We start from the raw sequence: 21,601 nt of genomic DNA, 5'->3' as shown, positions 1-21,601 counted from the left end.
CCCCCTCGACCGCACCGCCGCCGCCCGGGCCGCTCGCCTCGCGAGGACCCGGGCGGCGGCGCGTCCCGGGTCGGCGGAGCCGAGGGACCGGGACATCAGCAGGACCACGAAAATGCCACATAAGGGAAATAGCACCCAGCGCTTGCTACGTTCCTGACATGACCGCACCGACGGTGGACTCTCCCCCGCCCCCGCTCCGGCTGCCCAAACGGCGCGGCGTGGAGCTCTCCCTCCTCGTCGGGGCGGTCCTCATCTGCGTCTACGGCTACGCGGCGGTCGGCCTCGCCCACGACGACGCCGTACCGCCCGACGTCGCGGGTTACGGCGGGGGGCTCGGGCTGCTGGCGCTCCTCGCGCATCTGGCGGTCCGCTTCCGCGCCCCGTACGCCGATCCGCTGCTGCTGCCGATCGCCGTGCTCCTCAACGGGCTGGGCCTGGTGCTGATCTACCGGCTCGACCTGGAGACGCCCTCGGACACGGCGGCGCCCACCCAGCTGATCTGGTCGACGCTCGGGGTGGCGCTCTTCATCGTGGTGGTGGTGCTGCTCCGCGACCACCGGGTGCTCCAGCGGTACGCCTATCTCTCGGTCGCGACCGCGCTGGTGCTGATGATCGTGCCGATCTTCTTCCCGGCGGTGAACGGCGCCCGCATCTGGATCCGGGTCGGCGGGTTCTCCTTCCAGCCCGGCGAGTTCGCGAAGATCCTGCTGGCGGTGTTCTTCGCCGCGTACCTCGCGGCCAACCGCAACGCCCTCGCGTACTCGGGCCGCACGGTCTGGAAGCTCCAGCTGCCCACCGGCCGGGTGCTCGGTCCGATCGTGGCGATCTGGCTGCTGAGCGTCGGGGTCCTCGTCCTCGAACGGGACCTGGGGACCTCGCTGCTCTTCTTCGGACTGTTCGTGATCCTGCTGTACGTGGCGACCGGGCGCATCGGCTGGATCGCGGTCGGACTGCTGCTCGCGGCGGTCGGGGCCTTCGTCGTCGGCTCGTTCGAACCCCATGTGCACAGCCGGGTGCAGGACTGGCTGGACCCCTTCGCCACCATCGACGCGGGACGGGGACCGAGCCAGCTGGCCCAGTCGCTCTTCGCGTTCGCCGAGGGCGGGATGCTCGGTACGGGCCTCGGGCTCGGGCACTCGGTCCTGATCGGCTTCGCCGCGAAGTCCGACTTCATCCTGGCGACGGCGGGCGAGGAGCTGGGCCTGGCCGGGCTGACCGCCGTCTTCCTGCTGTACGCGCTGATGGTGGCGCGCGGTTACCGGGCGGGGCTCGCGCTGCGCGACCCGTTCGGGCAGCTGCTCGCCGTCGGGCTCGCCTCGATCCTGGCGCTCCAGGTGTTCGTGATCGCGGGCGGGGTGATGGGGCTGATCCCGCTGACGGGCATGGCGATGCCGTTCCTGGCGCAGGGCGGTTCCTCGGTCGTCACCAACTGGATCATCGTGGCGCTGCTGATCCGGGTCAGCGACCAGGCCCGTACCCCGCGCCCGGGCCGGCCGGAGACCGGCGTCATCGCCCCGATCGTGGAGGACGAGCAGTGATCCGGTACATCCGGCGGGCCGCCGCGTTCTGTCTGCTGCTGTTGCTGGCGCTGCTGGCGAACGCGGCCCGCGTCCAGGTCTTCGAGGCCGACGAGCTGACCGCCAACCCTGCCAACCGACGCAACACGATCGCCCGTTACGACCAGCCCCGGGGCGACATCCTGGTGCACACGGGCAGCGGCGACGCGACGGCCACCGTCACCGGCTCCACGGACACCGGCGAGCAGCTCGCCTGGGAACGCACCTACCTCCACGGCCCGCTGTACGCGCCCGTCACCGGCTACGCCTCGCAGACGTACGGCACCACCCTCATCGAGAACGCCGAGGACGACATCCTCTCCGGGACCTCCTCGCTGCTCGCCCCGCTGCCGCTCTGGAACGACCTCACCCGGGGCCGGCAGCCCGGCGGCGACGTGGTCACCACCGTCCGGGACGCGGTGCAGCGGGCCGCGTACGAGGGGCTGGCCGGGCGCAAGGGCGCGGTGGCCGCGCTGGAGCCGTCGACCGGGAAGGTCCTGGCCCTGGTCTCCTCCCCGTCGTACGACCCCGAGCGGCTCTCCGGCACCGGATCGGCGGTGACCGACGCGTGGACACGGCTCAACGCCTCGGAGAGCCGGCCGATGCTCAACCGCGCCATCCGGCAGACGTATCCGCCCGGTTCGGCCTTCAAGATCGTGACGGCGGCGGCGGCGCTGGACGCCGGGGTGGTGGACGACCCGGACGAGGAGACCGACACCCCGTCCCCGTACGTCCTGCCGGGCACGTCCACCGTGCTGCCCAACGAGTCGAGCGGCTGTGAGAAGGCGTCGCTGGCGGAGGCGATCCGGGTCTCCTGCAACACCGTGATGGCACATCTCGGGGTGGAAGTCGGCCTGGACGGGATGGTGGAGGCGGCGGGCGACTTCGGCTTCAACGACGACGGGCTGCGGATTCCGTCGGGGGTGGCGAAGAGCAACTTCGACACGGAGATGAGCGACGACCAGCTGGCGCAGTCCTCGATCGGGCAGTTCGACACGACGGCCACCCCGCTCCAGATGGCGATGGTCGCCGCCGCCGTGGCGAACGACGGCGAGATCGCCCGACCGCATCTGGTGGACCGTACGACCAAGCACGACGGCGACACGGTGTCGCAGACCTCCACCCGCTCCTACCGGCGGGCGATGAGTCCGTCGACGGCCGTGCAGCTGCGGCGGATGATGGTCGACGTGGTGGAGAACGGCACCGGCACCAACGCGGCGATCGACGGCGTCACGGTCGGCGGCAAGACGGGCACCGCCCAGAACGGGGTCGACAACTCGGGGGCGCCGTACGCCTGGTTCATCTGCTGGGCGCAGTCGGAGGGTGCCGGCCGGCCGGAGGTGGCGGTCGCGGTGGTGGTGGAGGACGCGGCGGCGGACCGCGCCGACATCAGCGGCGGCGGCAGCGCGGCACCCATCGCGCGGGCGGTGATGGAAGCGGCGCTGGAGCAGGAGTGATTCCGGGGGCTCGGCGGACCGGCTGATGCGGTGGCAGCCGTTCGGGGGACACCGCGTTCCGTGCGGGTGACACTGGTGCGAGGGACGGGACCGGTGCGGTGGGGCGGGCGATGAACGGGACCGGTGCGGTGGGGCGGGCGATGAACGGGACCGGTGCGGTGGGGCGGGCGATGAACGGGACCGGTGCGGTGGGGCGGGCGCTGGAGCGGATCGACGCACTCGATCCGTCGCTCGGCGCGTTCATCGAGGTGTGGCGTCGCGAGGCTCTCGCCCGGGAGCCCGGGGCGGCCCTGCTGCCGCTGGGCGCGCTGCCGTTCGCGGTGAAGGGACCGGCCGGGCTCCATTCGTACGCGGCCCGGCGGCTGGTCGCGGCGGGCGGGGTTCCGGTGGGCTCGACGGCGGTGCCGGGGCCGGGCACGTACTGGCAGACCTGGGGGCAGGGCGCGTACGGCAGGACCCGCAACCCCTGGCGGCCGGACCGCACCCCGGGCGGCTCCTCGGCCGGGTCGGCGGTGGCGGTCGCGGCGGGAATGGTCCCGCTCGCCACGGGCAGCGACGGCGCCGGGTCGGTGCGCCTGCCGGCCGCGTGGTGCGGGGTGTTCGGGCTGAAGACGACGAACGGGCTGCTGCCCTCGCCGGACCGTACGGGGCTCGCGTCGGCCGGAGTGCTGGCCGCGTCGGCGGCGGCTGCGGAACCGTATCTGCGCCATGTGCTGGAGGGGTACGAGCCGGTGGCGGTGCGGCTCCCGGTGCCCGCCGTGCTGAGCCTGGACCTGGGCTTCGCGGACGTCGATCCGGAGGTGGCCGAGGTGGTGCGGGCGGCCGTGGACCGGCTGGTGGCGGCGGGCGTGGTGCGGCTGGTGCCCGGCGGCTGCGCGCTGCGCGACCCGGCGCCGGCCTGGCTGGCCGTACGGGGCGGGGCGCCGGGGGACCCCGTGGCGGTGGAGACCCGGCGCGCGAACGACCTCGTACTGGACGGCCTGTTCGCGCGTACGCCACTGCTGCTGACGCCCACCACGCCCAACCGACCGCACGGGCACGAGGGGCCGGGCGAGGTCTACTCGACCGCGCTGACCTGGGCGTTCAACCTGAGCGGGCATCCGGCGGCGAGCGCTCCCGCCGGGTTCACCGGGGACGGCTGCCCGGTCGGCCTCCAGTGGGTGGCCGACCGGGGCGCGGACGCGTGGCTCCTCGCGGCGGTCCGTGCGGCGGAGGGTGCGCTGCCCCGGGTGGGGCCGGCGCTCCCCTGAGCCAGGAGGCCTCTGGTCCCCCACCTGGCCGGACTCGCGCCGGACACGGCGGGCGCCCGGCAGGTGGTGCTGCGCGTCTGGATACCGCTCGCCGTCGTGCTGGTCCGCACCGCCGTCCCCGGCCCCGCCGAGGACACCGCCGCCCGCGCCGGCCGTTGAGCCCTGACGGGTCCGTTACCGGGACTTCTGGTGCGAAGGCTTCCGGCCGTCTCGCGATCGCGCGCACCGGACGACGCTCCTCAGGGGGAACCCATGCCGGCACGGCACTACTTGATCGGCTTCAGCATCTCCTCGCGGATCTTCGCGGTCTCCGCCGCCGCCTTCTCCAGATCGACGTCCTCGGCGGCCACCAGCGCGTCCTCGACCCTCAGCAACGCGACCATGGCACCGGTGTTGTCGTCGCCCCACGCGCACATCGGGATGGCCGAGGTCGCGTCCCCGGTCCCCGTCTGCTGCACCTGGCACGCGATCGTGATGTCGTAGCCGTCGGGGGTGAACTCCTCGGCGGGCACCACCACGGTGTTCCCCTCCGCCCCGGCAGCCCCCTTCATGATGGAGTCGCGGGTGAACCCGGGGTCGGCGATGCGGCCGTACATCCCGGAGACGATGAGGACTCCGCCGTCCTCGGCACCGTACTGGGCGACGACGGCCTGCGCGTCGCGGATGCTGAGGTCCGGAGTGTTCTCGATATCCGCGCCGTCGGAGTCGGACGTGTCGCTGTCGAGCGTGAACTCCCCGTCCAGCAGGGTCTTCTGGACCACCAGCTTGTTCACGGCCGCCGGGTAGACGGCGTCGGTGCCCTTGTCGATGAGTTGCGAGACCCCGTACGCGACACCGCCGACCACCACCAGCGCGCCGACGAGGATGCCGACGATCAGCTTGACCGGCTTCTTGCGCGGGGGCTGGGCCGGCCAGCCCGGCGCCGTCGGCTGCCCGGGTATCCCGGGCTGACCCCAACCGGGCTGGCCCCAGGCGGGCTGCGGCTGCTGCGGGTTCGGGTAGCCGTACCCCGGCTGGGCCTGCGGCTGCTGCGGGTTCGGGTAGCCGTACCCCGGCTGGGGCTGCGGCTGCTGCGGGGCGTTCGGGTAGCCGTACCCCGGCTGGGGCTGCGACTGCTGCGGGGCGTTCGGATGTCCGGGCCCCGTCTGCTGCGGGAACGCGCCCGGCTGTTGGGGGGTGCCGGGGTACGGCGGGTACTGCGGCGACGGCTGGGGCGGCTGGGACGGCGGCGTCGGAGGGCCGTAGGGGCCCGGCGGCGGGGGCGGCGTGGTCATGCGCCCACGCTACGGCACCGGCCTGACAGGTCCCTGTTCAATAACCCGGGAGCGGGCGGCCCGTCGGCCGGCCACCGGGCGACCCGATGTCAGGCCTGCACCGGAAAGCCGGTCAACGGCTCCCGCTTCCGCAGCCATTCGACGGGCACCCGGCCGGTCCCGGTGGCCGCGCCGACCACCCCGCCGGTGATGGCGCAGGTGGTGTCCACGTCTCCGAGGCCCTCGGCGGTCGCCCAGAGCGCCGCTTCCAGGTCGTCCGGGTGGCGGGCGGCCGTCCACAGCGCGAAGGGCACGGTGTCGTCCGCCCGGATGCGCTGCCCGTTGCCCAGGATGTCGGCGGCCCGCCAGGGTTCGGTGGTGAACGGCAGCTCGGCGGCCCGGCGCAGCCCGTCCCGTACGAGTCCCTCGGGGGTCCGCTCGGCGACGGCGGGGAGGGCGAGTTCGCCCCGGACCGAGAGGGCCGCCGCGACCGCCACGGCGACCGCGCCCGCGATCCCCTCCGGGTGGGCGTGCGTGACCTCGGCCTGGAGGCGCGCCTGCCGGGAGACGTGGTCCAGGTCCTCGTGGAAGCGGGCGCCGAGCGGGGCGACCCGCATGGCCGCTCCGTTGCCGAGGCTGCCGCCGTCGAAGAGGCCGGGGGCCAGCGTGCGCCAGTCGGCGGGGCCGGCGAGCAGTTGGGGCAGCAGCATGTGCATGCCGTGGCCGTATCCGCGCCCCCGGTCCGCGTCGAAGGTGAGGGCGAAGACGAGGGCCAGCCGGTCCTGGACGACTTCGCCGTATCCGGCGAGGACCTGGTCGAGCGCGAGGGCCAGCGCGGTGTCGTCGGTCCAGTGCCAGCGGGGCTCGGCGGGGGTCAGTCGTTCGGTGATCTCGCGGATTGCCTGGCGGGGTTCGCGGAAGAGGGGGAACCACCGCTCGCCGAACGCGTCCCCGAGGCTGAGCCCTTCGAGGCTGCGGCGGGCCGCTTCGGCGCCGGCCCGGAAGACGTCCGCCGGGGTGTGGGGCGAGGAGTTCGTCATGCGGTCATCCTCCCGAACCGCACCGCCCCTGCCCACCGTTTTCCCGTGCGCGTGGACCGTCCGGTCAAACCGCGCACATCGTACGGAAGTTGACGTGACGCACGCCATGGGACATCCGGCCGGCAAGTAGGACGCGGGGGATTGACGGCCTTGCTGACAAGCAGTCCAATAAGAGGTGACCCCAGGTAACCCACGTGCGAGGTACCCCAGTCATGACGACAGTGAGCGAACACGACGTCCAGGTCCTCCGCGATGCGCTCGGCCCGCTCCGGGACCGCGAGCAGATCGCCGAGCGCCTGCTCGAATCCTCGGCCAAGCACTCCTTCGACCCCGAGACCGAGATCGACTGGAGCTCGGCGATCGAGGACGGCAAGTGGTTCTGGCCGCCCGAGCTGGTCTCCCTCTACGACACTCCGCTCTGGCGGAAGATGTCCGAGGAGCAGCGGATGGAACTCGCCCGGCACGAGGCTGCCTCGCTCGCCTCGCTGGGCATCTGGTTCGAGATCATCCTGATGCAGCTGCTGGTCCGGCACATCTACGACAAGCCGGTGACCAGCAACCACGTGCGGTACGCGCTCACCGAGATAGCCGACGAGTGCCGGCATTCGATGATGTTCGGCAAGATGATCGAGTGGGGCAGGGCCCCCACGTACCCGGTTCCGCGCGGCTACCACAACGTGGCCCGGGTCCTGAAGAGCGTGTCCACCACGCCGGGTTCGTTCGCCGCGACCCTGCTCGGCGAGGAGATCCTCGACTGGATGCAGCGGCTGACCTTCCCGGACGAGCGGGTCCAGACGCTGGTGCGCGGAGTGACCCGCATCCACGTCGTCGAGGAGGCCCGGCACGTCCGGTACGCCCGCGAGGAGCTCCGCCGCCAGATGGTGACCGCCCCGCGCTGGGAGCGGGAGCTGACCCGGCTGACCTCGGGCGAGGCGGCCCGGGTGTTCTCCGTCTGCTTCATCAACCCGCAGGTGTACGAGAACGTGGGCCTGGACCGTCGCGAGGCGCTCGCCCAGGTCAAGGCGAGCGGGCACCGCAAGGAGGTCATGCAGTCGGGCGCGAAGCGGCTCACCGACTTCTTCGACGACATCGGCGTGATGAACGGGGTGAGCCGCAAGCTCTGGCGGAAGTCGGGGCTGCTGGCCTGAGCCGGAGCCGTACGGCCGGGTGCGCCCGGCGGCCCGCCGGGTGGCCGCCCCGGCCGGCCGCCGGTGCCCGGTGAGCAAGACTGTCCGGGTGAGAAGCGAGAACACCCCCTTCGAGGGCGGTCCCCTGGACGGCCGGGTCCTGCCCGTCCTCACCGGCCTCACCGGCCACCCGCCCAAGTGGTACGTGGTGCCGGTACCGGCCGAGGACGGCGGTCCGCCGACCGTCCACGCCTACCGCCGCGTCCCCGCCGGGTACACCCCCCGGCTGCACCTCCAGCGCGGCTGGCTGTACGAGTACGCCCCCGGCGGCCGGGAGCGTTTCCGCCCCAAGTGGCCCTGGACGAAGCCGAACAGCGGCGGCTGAGGCCCCGGGGCGGAGCGCTCGGTCCCGGCCCGAACCCCCTAAGATCGGCGGTCAGGTGCCGAGGGACGGTCACGAGGGGGGTGCGCCATGGAGGCGCTTCGTCAGGACGATCCACGCCGCTTCGGCCCGTACACCGCGCTGGCCCGTCACCGCGAGACGGCGAGCGCGGTGAGTTACGTGGCGCGCGGCGCGGACGCCGAGGACCTGGTGCTGGTCACCGCCGCCCGGCCGGCCCTCGCCCAGGTGCCCGCCTTCCGGCGCCGCTTCCAGGCCGAGGTCCGTACCGCCGAACGCCTGGCCGGGGGCTGGGTGCAGCCACCCCTCGACGTCACTGACGTCGCCGACGTCCCCGGCGACGGCACCGGTGGCGTTTCGCTCTCCGGCCCTGAGCGGCTCTGGACCGCCGCCCGTTACCTGCCCGCGCTGACGCTCGCGGAGGCCGTCGCCGTCGGCGGACCGCTGCCCGAGCGCGCGGTGCGGATACTGGGCGCGGGTGTCGCCGAGGTGCTGGCCCGGGTGCACGCCACCGGCTCCGCGCTCCAGGGGCTCTCCCCCGACACCGTGCTGCTCGCCGCCGACGGGCCCCGGCTGACCGCCTTCGGCCCGCTGGGCGGGGCCGCCGCCGCCGAAGCGCTGCCGGGCGGGCAGCTCTCCGTACGGCTCGGCTACCTCACCCCGGAGCAGGTCGCCGGCCAGGAGGTGGGCCCCGCCTCCGACCTCTTCGTGCTCGGGCTGCTGCTGACGTACGCGGCGACCGGGGCCACCCCGTTCGCCGGGGGCCCCGCCGAGAGCACGGCGGACCGGATCGCCCACGGGGAGCCCGGACTGGACGGCGTACCGGCCGAGTTGCGGGAGCTGATCGCCGGATGCCTGGCGAAGGACCCGGGCGCCCGCCCGAGCGCCGCGTCCGTGGCGGCGTCGCTGGCGCTGGAGGGCGCCGCCGCGCTCGCCCGGAGCGGCTGGCTGCCGGAACGGCTCTCGGCGGCGGTGGCCGACCAGGAGGCCCGGGTACGGGCGCTGGACACCCCGGACGGCCCCGGCGGCACGGACGGCACGGACAGCCCCGGCGGCACGGACGCCACGGACGGCCCCGGCGCCACGAACAATCCCGACGCCACGGCCTCCGCCGGAGGCGGGGCGCCCACCCGGTTCCTCGACACCCGTTCCCGCGACGGGGAGCCGGACCACCCCACCACCCGGCTCGCCGCACTCCGCGAGCCCTCCCCCGAGCAGGGCCCCGCGACCGGCCGGGCTCCCGCGACCGGCCGGGCTCCCGCGACCGGCCGGGCCCTGGCGACCCGGCGCGCCGCCCCGCCCGCGCCGGCCGTCCCGCCGGCCGTCCCGCCGGGCGTCCCCTCCCCCGGCTCGCTGCTTCCCGCACGCCGCCCCCTGGAGTCGCCGGCCGGCGGCTCGCTCGCCGCCCAGGCGCCGGCTGCCGGGGCCTACCCGGTTCCGTACTCCGGCACCTCCCTGCCGGGCGGCGGCACCCTGCCCACCGGGGCGGCGGCCCCGCGGGTGCAGCAGTCCTCCGGTCCGGACCGGGCCCCGCTCTTCCCCACCCGCAGGTCGCTGCTGGCCACCGTCGCCGCCGGGGCGCTGGGCCTCCTCGTCGGCGGGGTCGCGGTCGGCGCCCTCGGGACCGACGACGCACCCGCCCCGGTGGACGACGGCAAGCCCGAGCCGAGCAAGGGCCCCGCGCTGCCCGGGCAGCCGCCCGCCCTCACCTGGACGTACGCGCACCCGGCGTCCGAGGCGGAGCCGCTCACCGCCGCGCTCTGGCAGGACCGGCTGCTGGTGCTGACGAGCAAGGCCCAGGCGTCGGCGGTCGACCTCCGCACGGGCAAGCGGGTCTGGCAGCGCGCGGACGCCGCCGAGGGCCAGGCGGCGCTGGCCGCCGGGGACAGCCTCGTCTTCGTCGCGGGCCCGACCGCGTTCCTGTGGCTGTCGCCGGAGACGGGCGAGGTGGAGCACCGGGTCCGGTACGCGGACGGCTTCGCCGGCCTCCCCGGGCTCCGCGTCGGCACGCTCACCGGGCAGTCGGGCTCCGTCGTCTGGTTCTCGGGCGCGCGGACGGTGACCGTGAAGGCCCCGAAACCGGCCAAGGGCAAGAAGCCCGGCAAGGACAAGCGGGTCGTCCAGGCGTACTTCTTCGCGTACGACCTGGTGAGCCGCGAGGAGCTGTGGCGGGTCCAGGTACCGGCGGGCCGGGACGCGGCAGGCCCCGAGTACCGGCTGACGGCGACCCGTTTGAACGACATCGTGGTGCGCCAGGACGCCTCCACCCTCACCCCCGACGATGTGCGCGCGGCCAAGGGCAAGGGCTCCTTCCGCTGCTTCGACCGGACGACCGGAAAGCTGCTCTGGACGAAGCAGTTCGGTGGGGTCGGCCCCTCCGGCGCGGCGGGCGGCGACGAGGAGGGGCGGCTCTTCGGGGCGGTCGGCGACGCCCTGCAGTCCTGGGACACGGACAGCGGCAAACCGCTGTGGCGGCTCGACGGAACCGGCACGACGTCGGAGTTCGGCACCCCGGTGGAGTCGGGCGATCTGATCGTCACCACCAACCGCACCCAGGAGGTCGGCATGGTCGAACGCGAGACCGGCAAACTCCTCTGGCTGCGCTCCACCGAGGTGCCGGTCGGCGGCGCCGCGCCCGCCGTCACCGTCACCGCGTCCGGTGACACGGTCCTCGCCTCGGACACCACACAGGTGACGGCGTTCGACGCGCGGGACGGGCGGCGACTGTGGAAGTTCCAGGACATCGGAGTGGCCGAGCCCGAGGGCGCCGCCGTCACCGGCCCGTACCGGACCCTGACGACCGACCGGACCGCGATCGTGCTGCGGGGCCGGGCCGTCTACGCGTTCCCCGTGACCTGACGGACGACGCCCCGGGCGCACCCCGCCGTACGGGGTGAGGCGGGGCGCCACGCCGTGCGGTGCTTGCACCACCGGACCCCGAGTGAGCGGATAAATATGATTCGCACACTTTTCAGGGGCCTGGTCCGGACCGTTGTACGGACGACGGGCCCCGCACCATCACCGGAGGTGATGACGTGTCAGGCAGACTTCTGCGAGCGGTCTGCGCGACGGCGGTCCTGGCCGCCGTCGCCGCCCACGCCCCACCCGGCGCCGACCCCGGCGCACGACCGGCGCCGGAGCCGTCCGAGATCTCCGGGACCTTGAGGAACCAGGCGAAGGGCTCCGCGCCCACCCAGGACGACGCGCCCGACGGCGCGACGGACGCCCCACTCCCCACCCCGTCCCCGGCCTCCGCCCCGTCCCCCGACCGCGCCCACTCGTCCAGCCCCGCACCGTCCCCCGGCGTGACCGTGGACGCCTCCGAGGCCCTGGCCGGCCGCACTCCGTCCGCGTCCGCCACCCCCGACACGTCCACCCCCGACACGTCCACCCCCGAGGCCTCCGCCCCCCAGGCCGCCCCCGCCCTGCTCACCGAACTCCAGACGCTCTTCCGGCGGCTGGAGAAGGCCACCGAGACGTACAACGCGACCGACGAGAAGCTGGCGCGGCAGACGGCCGCCACCCGGAAGGCGAACGATGCCCTGACGAGGGCCCGGCGCACCCTCGTCTCCGGGCGCGCGGCGGCCGGGCAGCTGGCCCGGGAGCAGTACCGGGGCCGGTCCGACTTCTCCGCGTACCTCCGCCTGCTGCTGGCGGACCGGGGGTCCGACGCGTTCGGCCGGAGTCATGTGATCGCCCGTGCGGCGGCCGGGCGCGCGGCGACCGTGGCCCGCCTGACGAAGGCCGAGAAGCGGGCCGGTGTCCTCGCGGTCGCCGCCCGCAAGGCGCTCGCGGAACAGCGGGCGCTCGCGGCGGAGCGGCGGCGGCAGCGCGACTCCGTACGAGCGGCGCTGGACCGCGTGGAGGCGCGCCTGGCCGGGCTCACGCCGAACCAACTCGGTGCGGTCTCCGCCCTGGAGGACGACCGCGTGGACGCGGCGCAACAGGACCTCCTCGCCTCCGGCGCCCTCAGCTCGACACGCCCGCCGACGCGGGAGGGCGCCGAGGCGGTGGCGTACGCGATCGAGCAGATCGGCAAGCCGTACGAGTGGGGGGCCGAGGGGCCGGACAGTTTCGACTGCTCCGGGCTCACCATGCGGGCCTGGGAGCACGCCGGGCTGCCCCTCCCCCGGACCTCCCAGGAGCAGTGGGCCGGACTGTCCCGCGTCCCGGTCTCCTCGCTGCGCCCCGGCGACCTCGTCGTGTACTACCCGGAGGCCACCCACGTGGCGCTGTACATCGGCGACGGCCTGGTGGTGCAGGCGCCGAGGCCGGGGGCGCGGGTGAAGGTGTCGCCGCTGGCGTCGAACCCGCTGCTCGGCGCCGTACGTCCCGACCCGGAGGGCGTACCGCTCGGCACGTACACCCGGCCGGAGTTGCCGGAGGGGGCGTCGGAGGGGTCCGACACGGGGTACGGCGGGTCGACCGAGCCGGAGTGACGGGGAGTTCGCGCACGGCGTCGGATCGCCGGCATCGGATCGCCGGCACATCGGATCGCCGGCGTCAGATCGCCTGCATGCCGCCGTCGACCGGCAGGACCGCTCCGGTCACGTAGGAGGCGCGGTCGCTCAGCAGCCAGGCGGCGGCCTGGGCGATCTCGTCGGGGTCGGCCGCGCGGCGCAGCGGGGTGCGGGCGTTGAGGTGGTCGACGACACCGGGTGAGGCGTCGTCCCACGCGCGCATCATCTCGGTCAGCGTGGTGCCGGGGGCGATGGCGTTGACGCGGATGCCCTCCGGGCCGTAGGTGGCGGCGGCCGATTCGGTGAGGCTGTTGACCGCCCGCTTCATCGCACCGTAGGCGGCGAGCTGGGGGTTGCCCCGGAGGCTGCCCACGGACGAGTTGTTGACGATCGCCCCCGTGCCGGCGGTGGCGCGGATGGCGGCGACCTGGGCGGACATCGCCAGCCACTGCCCCTTGAGGGTCACGGCGTAGACATGGTCGAAGTCCGCCTCGGACACCTGGTCCATCGGGGCCGGGGGCACGCTGGTCGCGGCGTTGTTGAAGGCGACGTCGAGCCGCCCGTACAGCTCGACCGCACGGTCGACGGCGGCCCGGACACCGGCCCCGTCGGCGAGGTCGCAGACCGTGTACGCGGCGGTACCGCCGGCTGCCCGGATCTCCTCGGTCACCGCCTTGAGCTCGTGCCCGGTGCGGGCTGCGAGCAGCACCCGGGCTCCTTCCCGGGCGAACAGGCGGGCGGCGGCGGCGCCGATGCCGCGACCGGCGCCGGTGACGAAGGCGACCTTGCCGGCGAGCAGGCCGCCGGCGGCGGTGGCGAGGGGGGAGGTGGTGTCGGTGGAACGGTCGGTGTGCGGTGCGTTGTTCATGGCCCCGAGTCTGGGTCCGGACGGGAAGCTCATCCAGGCACCGGCGGTACCTGGATGAGCTTCCCGCCACCCGTGCAGACTGGGGCGCGTGGACAGAGAAGAGCTGGCCGGTTTCCTGCGCGGCAGACGTGAGCGCATCGCCCCTTCCGACGTGGGGCTGCCCGCCGGGCCGCGTCGCCGGACCCCGGGGCTGCGCCGTGAGGAGGTGGCGCAGCTGGCGTTCATCTCGACCGAGTACTACACCCGGCTGGAGCAGGCCCGCGGCCCGCACCCCTCGCGCGAGGTGATCGACGGCCTGGCCCGCGCCCTGCGCCTGTCGGACGCCGAGTGCCACCACCTGCACCACCTCGCCGGCACCCCGCCCGGCCCGCCGGACGGGCCCTCGCGGCACGTGCGGCAGAGCGTCCTCGACCTCCTGCGGCGGCTGCCGGACACGGCGGGGATCGTGCTCTCCGCGACCTTCGAGGTGATCGCCTGGAACGATCTGGCGGTCGCCCTCCTGGGGGACTACTCCGCCCTGCCCCGGCGCGAGCGCAACCTGGTGCGCCAGGCCTTCCTCACACCGCCCTCGCCGGACCGGCCGCTGCACGACCCGGCCGACGCGGAGGCGTTCGCCCGTACGGCGGCCCAGCGCCTGCGCGCCGCCGCCGCGCGCTACCCCGGCGACCCCGAGGTCTCCACACTCGTCGCCGATCTCCTCGCCGGAAGCCCGGAGTTCGCCCGGCTGTGGGCCGCCCACGACGTGCACGCCGAACCCGCCCTGCGCAAGACCGTCCACCATCCGCTGGTCGGTCCCATCGCCCTCGCCTGCGACGTCCTCGACCTCGCCGACCGGGACCAGCACGTGGTGCTCTACACGGCCGAACCCGGCTCTCCGGCCGAGGAGGCGTTGCGGCTGCTGGCGGTGATCGGTACGCAGCGCATGGACGTGCCGGGCTGAGCGACCGGGCGCGAGGGTCGACATGCCTCTCCGGCACCGGACCCGCTGCTCAGGCGGACGTGCGCCGAGACGGGCCGGCCTCAGTTCCGCGCTTTCGCCAACGTGTACAGGTTCCAGGAGTCGGGGTCGCCGATGTACCGGTGGACGGTGACCCCGCTCTCGTCGCCGCCCACCTCCCAGGAACTCTCTTCGCCCCCACCGCACTCCGGGACGGTGACGAGGACCGTCTGCCCCCAGTCACCCTCGCCGCGGTCGTAGGCCCAGGTGCCCCGGCCGGTGCAGCGCTCCATCCCCTCCGCGGTCCCGGCGTCGGAGGCGGGGTCTCCGACCGCCACGGACCGGGCGCTGCCGTCCTCCGCGAGCGTCAGGGTCCCGCCCTCCCCGTCGGTCCAGACGCCCACCATCGAGGCGCGGGTGACGACCGGTGGGGCGTACGTCTCGACGAGGCCGAAGTCGAGGGCCATGAGCCCGAGCACACCGGTACTCAGCACCCCCAGAGTGCCCCACAGCACTGTCGGGCCGAAGAGTCCCTTGCGCGCGACCCGGGTGACGAGGCCGGCCACGGCGAGCAGGACCGTCGCCGCGCACCATGCCGTCGCCGCGTGGATCGGTCCGAGGTACCCGGTCAGGGCCGCGACCACTCCCAGCGGCGCGAGCACCGCCGCCGACACCACCGGCACCCACCACCACGCCTCACGGCCACCGAACCTGCGTCCCAGCGCCTCGCTCAGCCGCACGGTGGGGATCACGAGGGCCAGCGACAGCACGGCCCCGGCGAAAAGGCCCGCCAGCACGAGGAAGGGCAGCATGAAGAACACGCCCAGGCCGAAGGACTGGGCACTCGGGGCCTCCTGCGCCCGACCGTGGACCATGAAGAGGATGAGGACCGCCACCGCCTCCAGGGTCGCCACGAGCAGCGACATCGTCTGCATGTCGTCGAACGAACGTTTTTGCCCCATGGAGAGCCCCTCTCACGACGGGCGGGCGGCAGGCCGGACAGCAGGGCGGGCAGCGCACCGGGAACGCGCGGCACGCCCGGCGGGCGACCGCGTCTCCACTCATCCTGCCAGGGAATTTGAACACGTTCAACATCAACCGTTCCCCTCCATGGCGGACAGGTATCGCCGACCCCGCGTACGCAAAAGGCGCCGGTCACCGACGGGTTGTCGGTGACCGGCGTCTGAAGAGGACCGGGCGGGGTCAGGCGCCCGCGACCGAGGCCAGGTACGCGTTCGTCTTCTCCGGCTCGGAGAAGCAGTCCTGAAAGGGCAATGGGCCCCTGACCTGCCAACTCTCGGCAGATCAGGGGCCCATTGTGTGCCCGGGGCCGTCTGTGGGCCGTCAGGGCCGCTTCGGGCCCCGGTGGTAGGCCGTCGCGATGGCCTTGCGGGTGCGCTCCTTGCTGCTCGGCATGAGGTGGGCGTAGACCCGCAGCGTCATGGCCGGGTCGCTGTGCCCCAGGTACTCGCTGACGGCCTTGATGTTCTCCCCGCCGTCGAGCAGGGCCGAGGCGTAGAAGTGCCGCAGGGCGTGCATTCCGTGCTCGCGTGCGGCGGCGTAGGAGTCCTCCTCGGTCTCCGGCTCCGGGATGACCCCGGCGGCCACGAGAGCGGGCTTCCAGGCGCCGTCGTTGAGCGAGGTGCGCCACACGTGGTTGCCACGGGGGGCCGAGAGGATGAGCCGCCGGGTCACCTTCGGACCGTCGGCCCTCCGCCACGGCAACGTGACCTCCACCGGCGGCCAGCGCTTCATGTGCGCCTTGAGCGCATCGGCCACGGGCCCCGGGAGCGGCACCGTGCGCACCTTCCCGCCCTTGGGCAACGCAAAGACGGGCTTGCTCCCGCTCAGCTTGAGCTGCTGCACCACGTGCAAGGTGTCGTCCTCGAAGTCCAGCGCATCGGCCGCGATCCCCAGGATCTCCCCCTGTCGCATGCCGCACCCGGCCCCCAGGTCGACCATCGCCTGATAGCGCTCCGGCAGGGCGTCCTGAACGGCGAACACCCTCTCTGCGGACCACGGAACGACCCTCTTGGGCTCCACCACGGGCTGTCGGACCGACCGGACCGAGCACGGGTTGCGCGCCAGGTAGCCGTCATCGACGGCGGCGCTCAGCACGGCCCGGGCGTTCGAGTAGATCGCGCGGGCGTAGGGCCCGGGGATGCCCCGCTGTTCGAGCGTCGCCACCCACTCGCGGATGTGCTCCGGCTGGAAGGAACCGAGGGGGCGGGCACCGATGTACGGGAACGCGTGCAGCGTGAGCTGAGACGTCATCGAGTCCACGGTGCTCGGCTCGGAGCCCAACGACTTGAGCCACTTCTCGGCGTACTGCCGGAAGGTCAGGCGGCCGGCGCGCGGGTCGACGTACTGCCCGCGCGTCATGTCCGCCTCGATCTGGGACAGCCAGTCGTCGGCAACGCGCTTCTTGCCGTCGGGGAAGCTCTTGGACTTCTCGGTGCCGTCCGGGCCGATGTACCGGGCGCGGTAGCGGAGTCCGGTTCCGTGGCGGTCGGTCTTGGTGCGGACGGTCTTGCCCTGGTCGTTGGTCTCGGTCTTGAACCAGCGGTCCTGGATGTGGCCAGCCATGTGGGCTGTGTCCCTTCGTGGTGGTGGTGGAGTGCTGGAGAGGGAGGCGCGGGCCCCCTCTCGGGATGGCGCTCAGAGCGGCTTTTCAGGAGGGGCGCCGGGGTGCCTCCCTGCCTCCCTGAAAAGCCGTCTGTGCAGGTGGGGCCGAGGGATGAGGGGCAGGGAGGCGCTGAGGGAGTTCTCCCTGCCTCCCTGAGCTGAGGCACCGCGCCTCCCTGCCGGATTCGGTGCCGAGGGGGAGGCGGGAGAGGGGTCTCCGTGCGGCCGCTGGAGGCGGTTTTCCGGAGGGTTCCGGCGACGCCTCCCCAGCCTCCCCGCCTCCCCAACTGGGGTGTTGTCGCTGATCAGCCTGGGTGGGGCGGGTTGGGGAGGGGGTTGGGGAGAACTCCCCAAGATGTGCCCGCCTCCCCAACCGGGTGACGGCGGCCTCCCCGCCCGGTGAGGCCGTGGTGCCGGGCGGTCGGCCGGGGTCAGGCGGCGTCGTGGGCGGTCTGCTCGCGGACCCATGCCTGTACGGCGGCGGGGTCGTAGCGGACGTGTCGGCCGACGCGGAATCCGGGCGGGCCGGTGCGCTGCTTGCGCCAGTGGTAGACGGTCTCGATCGGCACGGCGAGCAGAGCCGCGATGTCCTCGGGGGTGAGGTAGCGGTCGGGAAGCCCGCCGCGCAGGGTCTCAATCGGCTTGCTGGTCATGGGCGTTGGTGACTCCTCGTCTCCGGGCGGGCGGTGCGTGGGAGCGGTGCGGGCTTCGGCCGGTCGGGTCGGCCGGCCGGGGTGGTGGCCGGTGGTCGGGGGGAGGCGCGGGCCGGGAAACCGGCCGGGTGTTCACGGTGTTCACGGGTCTGTTCACGGCGGCCGGCCGGGCGTTCACGGTGTTCACGAGGTTGTTCACGGGCGACGGCGGCCACCTGGTGGGCGTGAGCGATCCGGGCCAGCAGCAGCCACGTCGCGACCGGGGACGCGGCGGCGTGCGGGTGGCTGTTCACGGTGTCCCGACCGGGCGTGACCTGCGTGCTCCCCCGCCTGGCGGAGAGCACGGGGGCCGGGGCGGTGAGGGCCGTGAACACGGGCCGGGGGCCGTGAACAGCCGTCGTGTTCACGGGGGCGGTCGGCTGCGGCGGGCCGTACCACCGCAGCAGGAGGAGTGCGAGGGACAGCGGGAGGCGGTCCGCCTTCGCCTGGTTGCAAGGTCGGCAGGCGAGGGTGAGGTGCACGACCGACCACGTCGGGAAGAGCGAGTGCGGGGCGATGTGGTCGAGCGTGGCGTCCCGCGTGGACGTGAACGGCCGGAGGCAGTACGTGCAGCGGGCGCCGTGACGGCGGGCGAGCTGTTCCCGGCGGTGGCGCCGCCGGGAAGCGGCTAATCGGTGGTGGCTCACGGAAGCGTTCTCCAGGGCGTGACGGGGGTGTGACGGGTGCCGTCACGCAGGTCAGGTGTCGACCGGCCCGGGGTGCGGGCGGGCCGGTCGACGGGGTCGATCGATCGGGCAAGAGGGGTCGACCGGCCTCGACTGGTCACGCCACCAGGGCACCGTGCGGGCGGGTGGTGGGCGCCTGAGCGAGCAGCGCGCGCACCTGCTCCGTCGCGGCGCTCATGCGCGTGCCATCAGGCGAATCGCGTCCTGCGCGTGGACCGGGCACATCATGGCCAGCGAGTCGCGGCCCTCTTCGAGGTGCATCCGAATGCGGCGAGTACCCCTGCACGGGCAGGCACCGTCGACTTCGGCGACGTGGTTACGGCGGCGGGTCTCCTCGCTCATGCCGTCAAAGACCGTGTTGGCCGCCTGCTGGTCGGCCGTAACCAGGCGCCCCGCCTTCGGGAACCGCTGCTCGTGCCGCTGCTGAATCTGAACGCTCACCAGGCCATTGAGGTCCAGCAGGCGGTGCCCGCGCAGAAAGGCGCCCCAACGGGCGATCTCCTCGCGGCCGAGCCGCTGGACACCCTGTGCGATCCAGTCGCGGACCTGCTCAGCGGAGTGGCGACGGCGTCCGGACGGCATGTCCGACACGTACAGAGCCACGGCCCGCTCAGAGCCGGTCAGGTCCCTGACGAGGTCCAGGCTCGTAACACCCATCCCCTGGGGAGCGATACGCGTGGTGGTGGCGGTTTCAGGCATCATGGAATTGCCCCTTCGAGGGTCGGGGAGCGGCGTTCTGCTTGGCGGTAGGGAGCCGCTCCCTGCTGATGCGGGTCATGACGGCGTAAGCCCTCGTGGCCCGCTTTCGCGTTCCGATCTGGTGCGCACCAACAGTTTGCAACTGGTGCGCACCAGATGCAAGACGGTTGGACCGGCTTCTTGGGGTCCTTGCCGTTCTGCATGCTTCGAGGAAAGCCCCTCAGGGTGGGCGCCGGTAGCCAACAGGGCTTAACAATCAGGGGGTTAACCCCTTGCCACCTGCGAGATTGGTGCATGCTGAGGGTGAAGTGCCGTCAGGACATCGGCTTGGGGTGTTGTGGATGAGCGCAGGTCTGAAAGATGCGAGAACCGCGCGCGGCTGGTCGCAGGAGCGACTGGTGCGCGAAATCGAGCGCCACTCCCGGGAGCACATGCTGGACGTCCCGACGACGGCCAGCCTGCGCGTCTACGTCTCGGAGTGGGAGAACGGCAGGCGCCACCTCTCGGCGCGGTTTGCGGCCATCCTGCGACCTCTCTTGGGCCTTACCGATGCTGAGTTGCTGGGGGGCGGCGGGGCCGACGTGGTGTCTCTGGTCGACGGATACGACGACCTGATCGGCCGTATCGACTCGGCCCGAGACGTCGGCCTAAGCATGGTGAAGACGTTCACGGATCAGACCGAACTGTTGCGGACGATGGATCGCCAAATGGGTGCAGCCGGTCTTGTTGATCAGATGACGGGCCACTTGGCCCGGCTCGAAGAAGCACTCACGTTCGCGGTCCTCTCCGAGACACGCCGGCCAATTGCGCAGGCCCTCGCTGCCGCTGCCACGCTCGCCGCCTGGCAGGCTCTCGATGCCGGTGCTGTCGACCGAGCTTGGCGGAACTATGAGCTGGCCAAGCGGGCCGCGCAGGAGGCACAGGAACCCATGTACCTCGCCCATGCCATGGCGGAACAGGCATACGTACTGTGCGACGCGGGCCGCCCGGAAACGGCGGTTGCCCTCGTGCGGGAGGCTCGGCGCTCCGGGGGCGGTCACATCTCCCCGCGACTCCAGTCGTGGCTGTACGCGGCGGAGGCTGAGTTGTGCGCGAAGGCTGGACTCCCCGACGACTGCCGACGAGCCCTAGCCAAGGCTGCGGCTGTGCTGCCATCAGGTGAAGAGGTCCGAGACCCGGACATGCTCAGCATTTTCCTGAACGGCGCACACCTGACGCGGTGGCGTGGCAACGCACTGGCCCTACTTGGTGATGCCGATGCTGTGAGCAGCCTCTATGCAGCTCTTGACGATGTCGATTCGACGTTCGTTCGCGCTGAGTCCGGCTTGCGCAGCGATCTGGCACAGGCCCACCTTGCGCGCGGGGAGTACGACCAAGCCCAAGAGCAACTGCGGAGCGCGAGACGACTGGCGAGCCGCACCGGATCGGTGCGGCAACGCCGCCGGATTGATCAGCTCATGCAGAGGCTGTAGCCGCTCCCTGGCGAGTGGCCAGGACGTGCAGGAGGGCCACGAGTGTGCCGGAACCCATGAGCTGCCCCCGGGCCATCAGTTCAGGGATGTCCGCCAGGGGCACCCATTCCACCCGCCCGGCTTCCTCTACGTCGGTCGGGTCGCCAATGCGCTCGGCGTCGGTTCCTACGAAGATCTCGTGAGGCGAGTCGACCATGCCGACCATGGGCTGATACGTGACGATGTGCTCCAGGTTCGCGGGCCGCCAGCCGGTCTCTTCCTCGACCTCTCGTCGCGCACAGGTGCTGGCGTTCTCTCCCGCGTCCACGATGCCTCCCGGCAGCTCCCATCCCCACTGGTCGGGGACGAAGCGGTATCGCCACAGCATCAGGACCCGCTCCCGGTTGTCGAGCACCGCCGTAACGGCGACGTGCTGGAGTCGCACCACGTGGTGCTCAAAGCGCGGGACGCTTGGGGGCTCGACGTCGACCAACTCAAGTCTGACCCACTGGTTGTTGTAGACAGGGCGGCTCCCGTGGATCAGCCACGGCTCAAGGCCCCCCGGAGTCGCTGCACCCGCGTGCACCCCGTCGCCTTCCGGAGCTGGGACACGATACGAACTGCGGTTACGGACTTCCAGCACACCTTCGGCGACGAGGCGCGCGAGCACCTGACGCAGCGCCGTCCGTCCGATCTCAAGCTCCTCTGCCAAAACCCGCTCGGAAGGCATCTTGTCCCCTGGGGCCAGCCGGCCGTTCCCCATCCACTCGCGGATTGTGCGTTCCACCCGGGCCGTCTTGGTTTCTGCCATCCCGCAGCACGCTCCCCGCTCGTTGACTGGTGCACACCAGAGTAGCTATCCGCCCTGAGTATCGGCAGGGGGCGTCTGCCGTTACGCTCGCTCGCCTTGCCCCCTTCTCTCCCAGGTCCGCTACTTCCGCTACCTCCGCTACCGCGCAGGTCAGGGGCATGATCGAGGTAGCGGCAGGGGTAGCGGGTAGCGGGTACCGCGCTACCCTCCCCTTCCCCCTCCTGAGAGTCCGCTACATCCGCTACGCCGCTACATCGCAGGTCAGGGGCATGATTTCTGTAGCGGGTCG

18 protein-coding genes are annotated in these 21,601 nt (G+C 72.8%); 9 read left to right on the top strand and 9 right to left on the bottom strand.

What is annotated here, in order from left to right:
* The first annotated feature begins 158 nt into the window (after window positions 1–158).
* The 3 genes from ACFZAX_RS29815 (at window position 159) to ACFZAX_RS29805 (ending at window position 4,263) form a co-directional block, all read left to right on the top strand.
* Window positions 159–1,538, top strand: coding sequence for an FtsW/RodA/SpoVE family cell cycle protein (locus ACFZAX_RS29815; protein WP_390965416.1), 1,380 nt, complete (start codon window positions 159–161; stop codon window positions 1,536–1,538).
* The gene (locus ACFZAX_RS29810; protein ID WP_390965415.1) at window positions 1,535–3,013 is read left to right on the top strand and encodes a penicillin-binding transpeptidase domain-containing protein; all 1,479 of its coding nucleotides are present in this window, start codon (window positions 1,535–1,537) and stop codon (window positions 3,011–3,013) included. The genes ACFZAX_RS29815 and ACFZAX_RS29810 overlap by 4 nt, the downstream gene beginning before the upstream one ends.
* A 170-nt stretch (window positions 3,014–3,183) precedes the next feature.
* Window positions 3,184–4,263 carry an amidase family protein gene (locus ACFZAX_RS29805; protein ID WP_390965495.1) on the top strand — a complete coding sequence of 360 codons (1,080 nt, stop codon included), beginning with the start codon at window positions 3,184–3,186 and terminating at the stop codon, window positions 4,261–4,263.
* 266 nt (window positions 4,264–4,529) lie between these two features.
* Here the strand turns inward: ACFZAX_RS29805 and ACFZAX_RS29800 are convergent, their stop codons facing one another.
* Both ACFZAX_RS29800 and ACFZAX_RS29795 read right to left on the bottom strand, forming a co-directional pair.
* Entirely contained in the window at window positions 4,530–5,537 is a 1,008-nt protein-coding gene (locus ACFZAX_RS29800) for a hypothetical protein (RefSeq protein ID WP_390965414.1), read from the bottom strand.
* Between the two features lie 89 nt (window positions 5,538–5,626).
* Window positions 5,627–6,556 (bottom strand): ADP-ribosylglycohydrolase family protein, encoded by a 930-nt coding sequence (locus ACFZAX_RS29795; protein WP_390965413.1) that lies wholly within the window; start codon window positions 6,554–6,556, stop codon window positions 5,627–5,629.
* A gap of 212 nt (window positions 6,557–6,768) precedes the next feature.
* Between ACFZAX_RS29795 and ACFZAX_RS29790 the strand changes: the two genes are divergently transcribed.
* From ACFZAX_RS29790 to ACFZAX_RS29775, 4 genes are all read left to right on the top strand, one after another.
* A complete protein-coding gene (locus tag ACFZAX_RS29790; RefSeq protein ID WP_390965412.1) occupies window positions 6,769–7,704 on the top strand; it encodes a diiron oxygenase in 936 nt (311 codons plus the stop codon).
* An 88-nt stretch (window positions 7,705–7,792) separates the two neighbouring features.
* Window positions 7,793–8,068 carry a hypothetical protein gene (locus tag ACFZAX_RS29785; RefSeq protein WP_390965411.1) on the top strand — a complete coding sequence of 92 codons (276 nt, stop codon included), beginning with the start codon at window positions 7,793–7,795 and terminating at the stop codon, window positions 8,066–8,068.
* Between the two features lie 87 nt (window positions 8,069–8,155).
* Complete coding sequence (locus ACFZAX_RS29780) at window positions 8,156–10,942, top strand: PQQ-binding-like beta-propeller repeat protein (protein WP_390965410.1); 2,787 nt, start codon at window positions 8,156–8,158, stop codon at window positions 10,940–10,942.
* A gap of 176 nt (window positions 10,943–11,118) precedes the next feature.
* Window positions 11,119–12,522, top strand: coding sequence for an NlpC/P60 family protein (locus tag ACFZAX_RS29775; RefSeq protein WP_390965409.1), 1,404 nt, complete (start codon window positions 11,119–11,121; stop codon window positions 12,520–12,522).
* Between the two features lie 64 nt (window positions 12,523–12,586).
* On the opposite strand, the gene ACFZAX_RS29770 is transcribed toward ACFZAX_RS29775, so the two are convergent.
* Window positions 12,587–13,411 (bottom strand): glucose 1-dehydrogenase, encoded by an 825-nt coding sequence (locus tag ACFZAX_RS29770; RefSeq protein WP_390965408.1) that lies wholly within the window; start codon window positions 13,409–13,411, stop codon window positions 12,587–12,589.
* A gap of 88 nt (window positions 13,412–13,499) precedes the next feature.
* On the opposite strand from ACFZAX_RS29770, the gene ACFZAX_RS29765 reads away from it, so the two are divergent.
* Window positions 13,500–14,351 (top strand): helix-turn-helix domain-containing protein, encoded by an 852-nt coding sequence (locus ACFZAX_RS29765; protein ID WP_390965407.1) that lies wholly within the window; start codon window positions 13,500–13,502, stop codon window positions 14,349–14,351.
* 80 nt (window positions 14,352–14,431) lie between these two features.
* Here ACFZAX_RS29765 and ACFZAX_RS29760 read toward each other — a convergent pair whose 3' ends face one another.
* From ACFZAX_RS29760 to ACFZAX_RS29740, 5 genes are all read right to left on the bottom strand, one after another.
* Window positions 14,432–15,310, bottom strand: a complete 879-nt coding sequence (locus ACFZAX_RS29760; protein ID WP_390965406.1) for a hypothetical protein — start codon at window positions 15,308–15,310, stop codon at window positions 14,432–14,434.
* Window positions 15,311–15,692: 382 nt separating this feature from the next.
* Window positions 15,693–16,934, bottom strand: coding sequence for a tyrosine-type recombinase/integrase (locus tag ACFZAX_RS29755; RefSeq protein WP_390965405.1), 1,242 nt, complete (start codon window positions 16,932–16,934; stop codon window positions 15,693–15,695).
* Between the two features lie 470 nt (window positions 16,935–17,404).
* Window positions 17,405–17,626: a helix-turn-helix domain-containing protein gene (locus tag ACFZAX_RS29750; protein ID WP_390965404.1), complete on the bottom strand. Its 222-nt coding sequence runs from the start codon at window positions 17,624–17,626 to the stop codon at window positions 17,405–17,407.
* Entirely contained in the window at window positions 17,623–18,312 is a 690-nt protein-coding gene (locus tag ACFZAX_RS29745; protein ID WP_390965403.1) for an HNH endonuclease, read from the bottom strand. The genes ACFZAX_RS29750 and ACFZAX_RS29745 overlap by 4 nt, the downstream gene beginning before the upstream one ends.
* Before the next feature lie 213 nt (window positions 18,313–18,525).
* On the bottom strand, window positions 18,526–19,053 hold the full coding sequence (locus tag ACFZAX_RS29740; RefSeq protein WP_390965402.1) for a hypothetical protein: 528 nt from the start codon (window positions 19,051–19,053) through the stop codon (window positions 18,526–18,528).
* 338 nt (window positions 19,054–19,391) lie between these two features.
* Here ACFZAX_RS29740 and ACFZAX_RS29735 point away from each other — a divergent pair, with 338 nt between their 5' ends.
* Window positions 19,392–20,522, top strand: a complete 1,131-nt coding sequence (locus tag ACFZAX_RS29735) for an XRE family transcriptional regulator (protein WP_390965401.1) — start codon at window positions 19,392–19,394, stop codon at window positions 20,520–20,522.
* Here ACFZAX_RS29735 and ACFZAX_RS29730 read toward each other — a convergent pair.
* Entirely contained in the window at window positions 20,506–21,312 is an 807-nt protein-coding gene (locus ACFZAX_RS29730; RefSeq protein WP_390965400.1) for an NUDIX domain-containing protein, read from the bottom strand. The genes ACFZAX_RS29735 and ACFZAX_RS29730 overlap by 17 nt on opposite strands.
* Window positions 21,313–21,601: the final 289 nt, after the last annotated feature.

The sequence above is a fragment of the Streptomyces sp. NPDC008125 genome (assembly GCF_042957125.1).
Lineage (GTDB): Bacteria > Actinomycetota > Actinomycetes > Streptomycetales > Streptomycetaceae > Streptomyces.
Note: the sequence above shows the minus strand (reverse complement) of the source record. Positions and strands in the feature narration are given on the sequence as shown.

What these genes read in the sequence shown, in the direction of transcription:
- ACFZAX_RS29815 (WP_390965416.1), top strand. Translation starts at nt 159, where the DNA reads ATGACCGCACCGACGGTGGACTCTCCCCCGCCCCCGCTCCGGCTGCCC.
- ACFZAX_RS29780 (WP_390965410.1), top strand. Translation starts at nt 8,156, where the DNA reads ATGGAGGCGCTTCGTCAGGACGATCCACGCCGCTTCGGCCCGTACACC.
- ACFZAX_RS29730 (WP_390965400.1), bottom strand. Translation starts at nt 21,312, where the DNA reads ATGGCAGAAACCAAGACGGCCCGGGTGGAACGCACAATCCGCGAGTGG.
- ACFZAX_RS29790 (WP_390965412.1), top strand. Translation starts at nt 6,769, where the DNA reads ATGACGACAGTGAGCGAACACGACGTCCAGGTCCTCCGCGATGCGCTC.
- ACFZAX_RS29795 (WP_390965413.1), bottom strand. Translation starts at nt 6,556, where the DNA reads ATGACGAACTCCTCGCCCCACACCCCGGCGGACGTCTTCCGGGCCGGC.
- ACFZAX_RS29770 (WP_390965408.1), bottom strand. Translation starts at nt 13,411, where the DNA reads ATGAACAACGCACCGCACACCGACCGTTCCACCGACACCACCTCCCCC.
- ACFZAX_RS29760 (WP_390965406.1), bottom strand. Translation starts at nt 15,310, where the DNA reads ATGGGGCAAAAACGTTCGTTCGACGACATGCAGACGATGTCGCTGCTC.
- ACFZAX_RS29755 (WP_390965405.1), bottom strand. Translation starts at nt 16,934, where the DNA reads ATGGCTGGCCACATCCAGGACCGCTGGTTCAAGACCGAGACCAACGAC.
- ACFZAX_RS29800 (WP_390965414.1), bottom strand. Translation starts at nt 5,537, where the DNA reads ATGACCACGCCGCCCCCGCCGCCGGGCCCCTACGGCCCTCCGACGCCG.
- ACFZAX_RS29735 (WP_390965401.1), top strand. Translation starts at nt 19,392, where the DNA reads ATGAGCGCAGGTCTGAAAGATGCGAGAACCGCGCGCGGCTGGTCGCAG.
- ACFZAX_RS29750 (WP_390965404.1), bottom strand. Translation starts at nt 17,626, where the DNA reads ATGACCAGCAAGCCGATTGAGACCCTGCGCGGCGGGCTTCCCGACCGC.
- ACFZAX_RS29740 (WP_390965402.1), bottom strand. Translation starts at nt 19,053, where the DNA reads ATGATGCCTGAAACCGCCACCACCACGCGTATCGCTCCCCAGGGGATG.
- ACFZAX_RS29805 (WP_390965495.1), top strand. Translation starts at nt 3,184, where the DNA reads ATGAACGGGACCGGTGCGGTGGGGCGGGCGCTGGAGCGGATCGACGCA.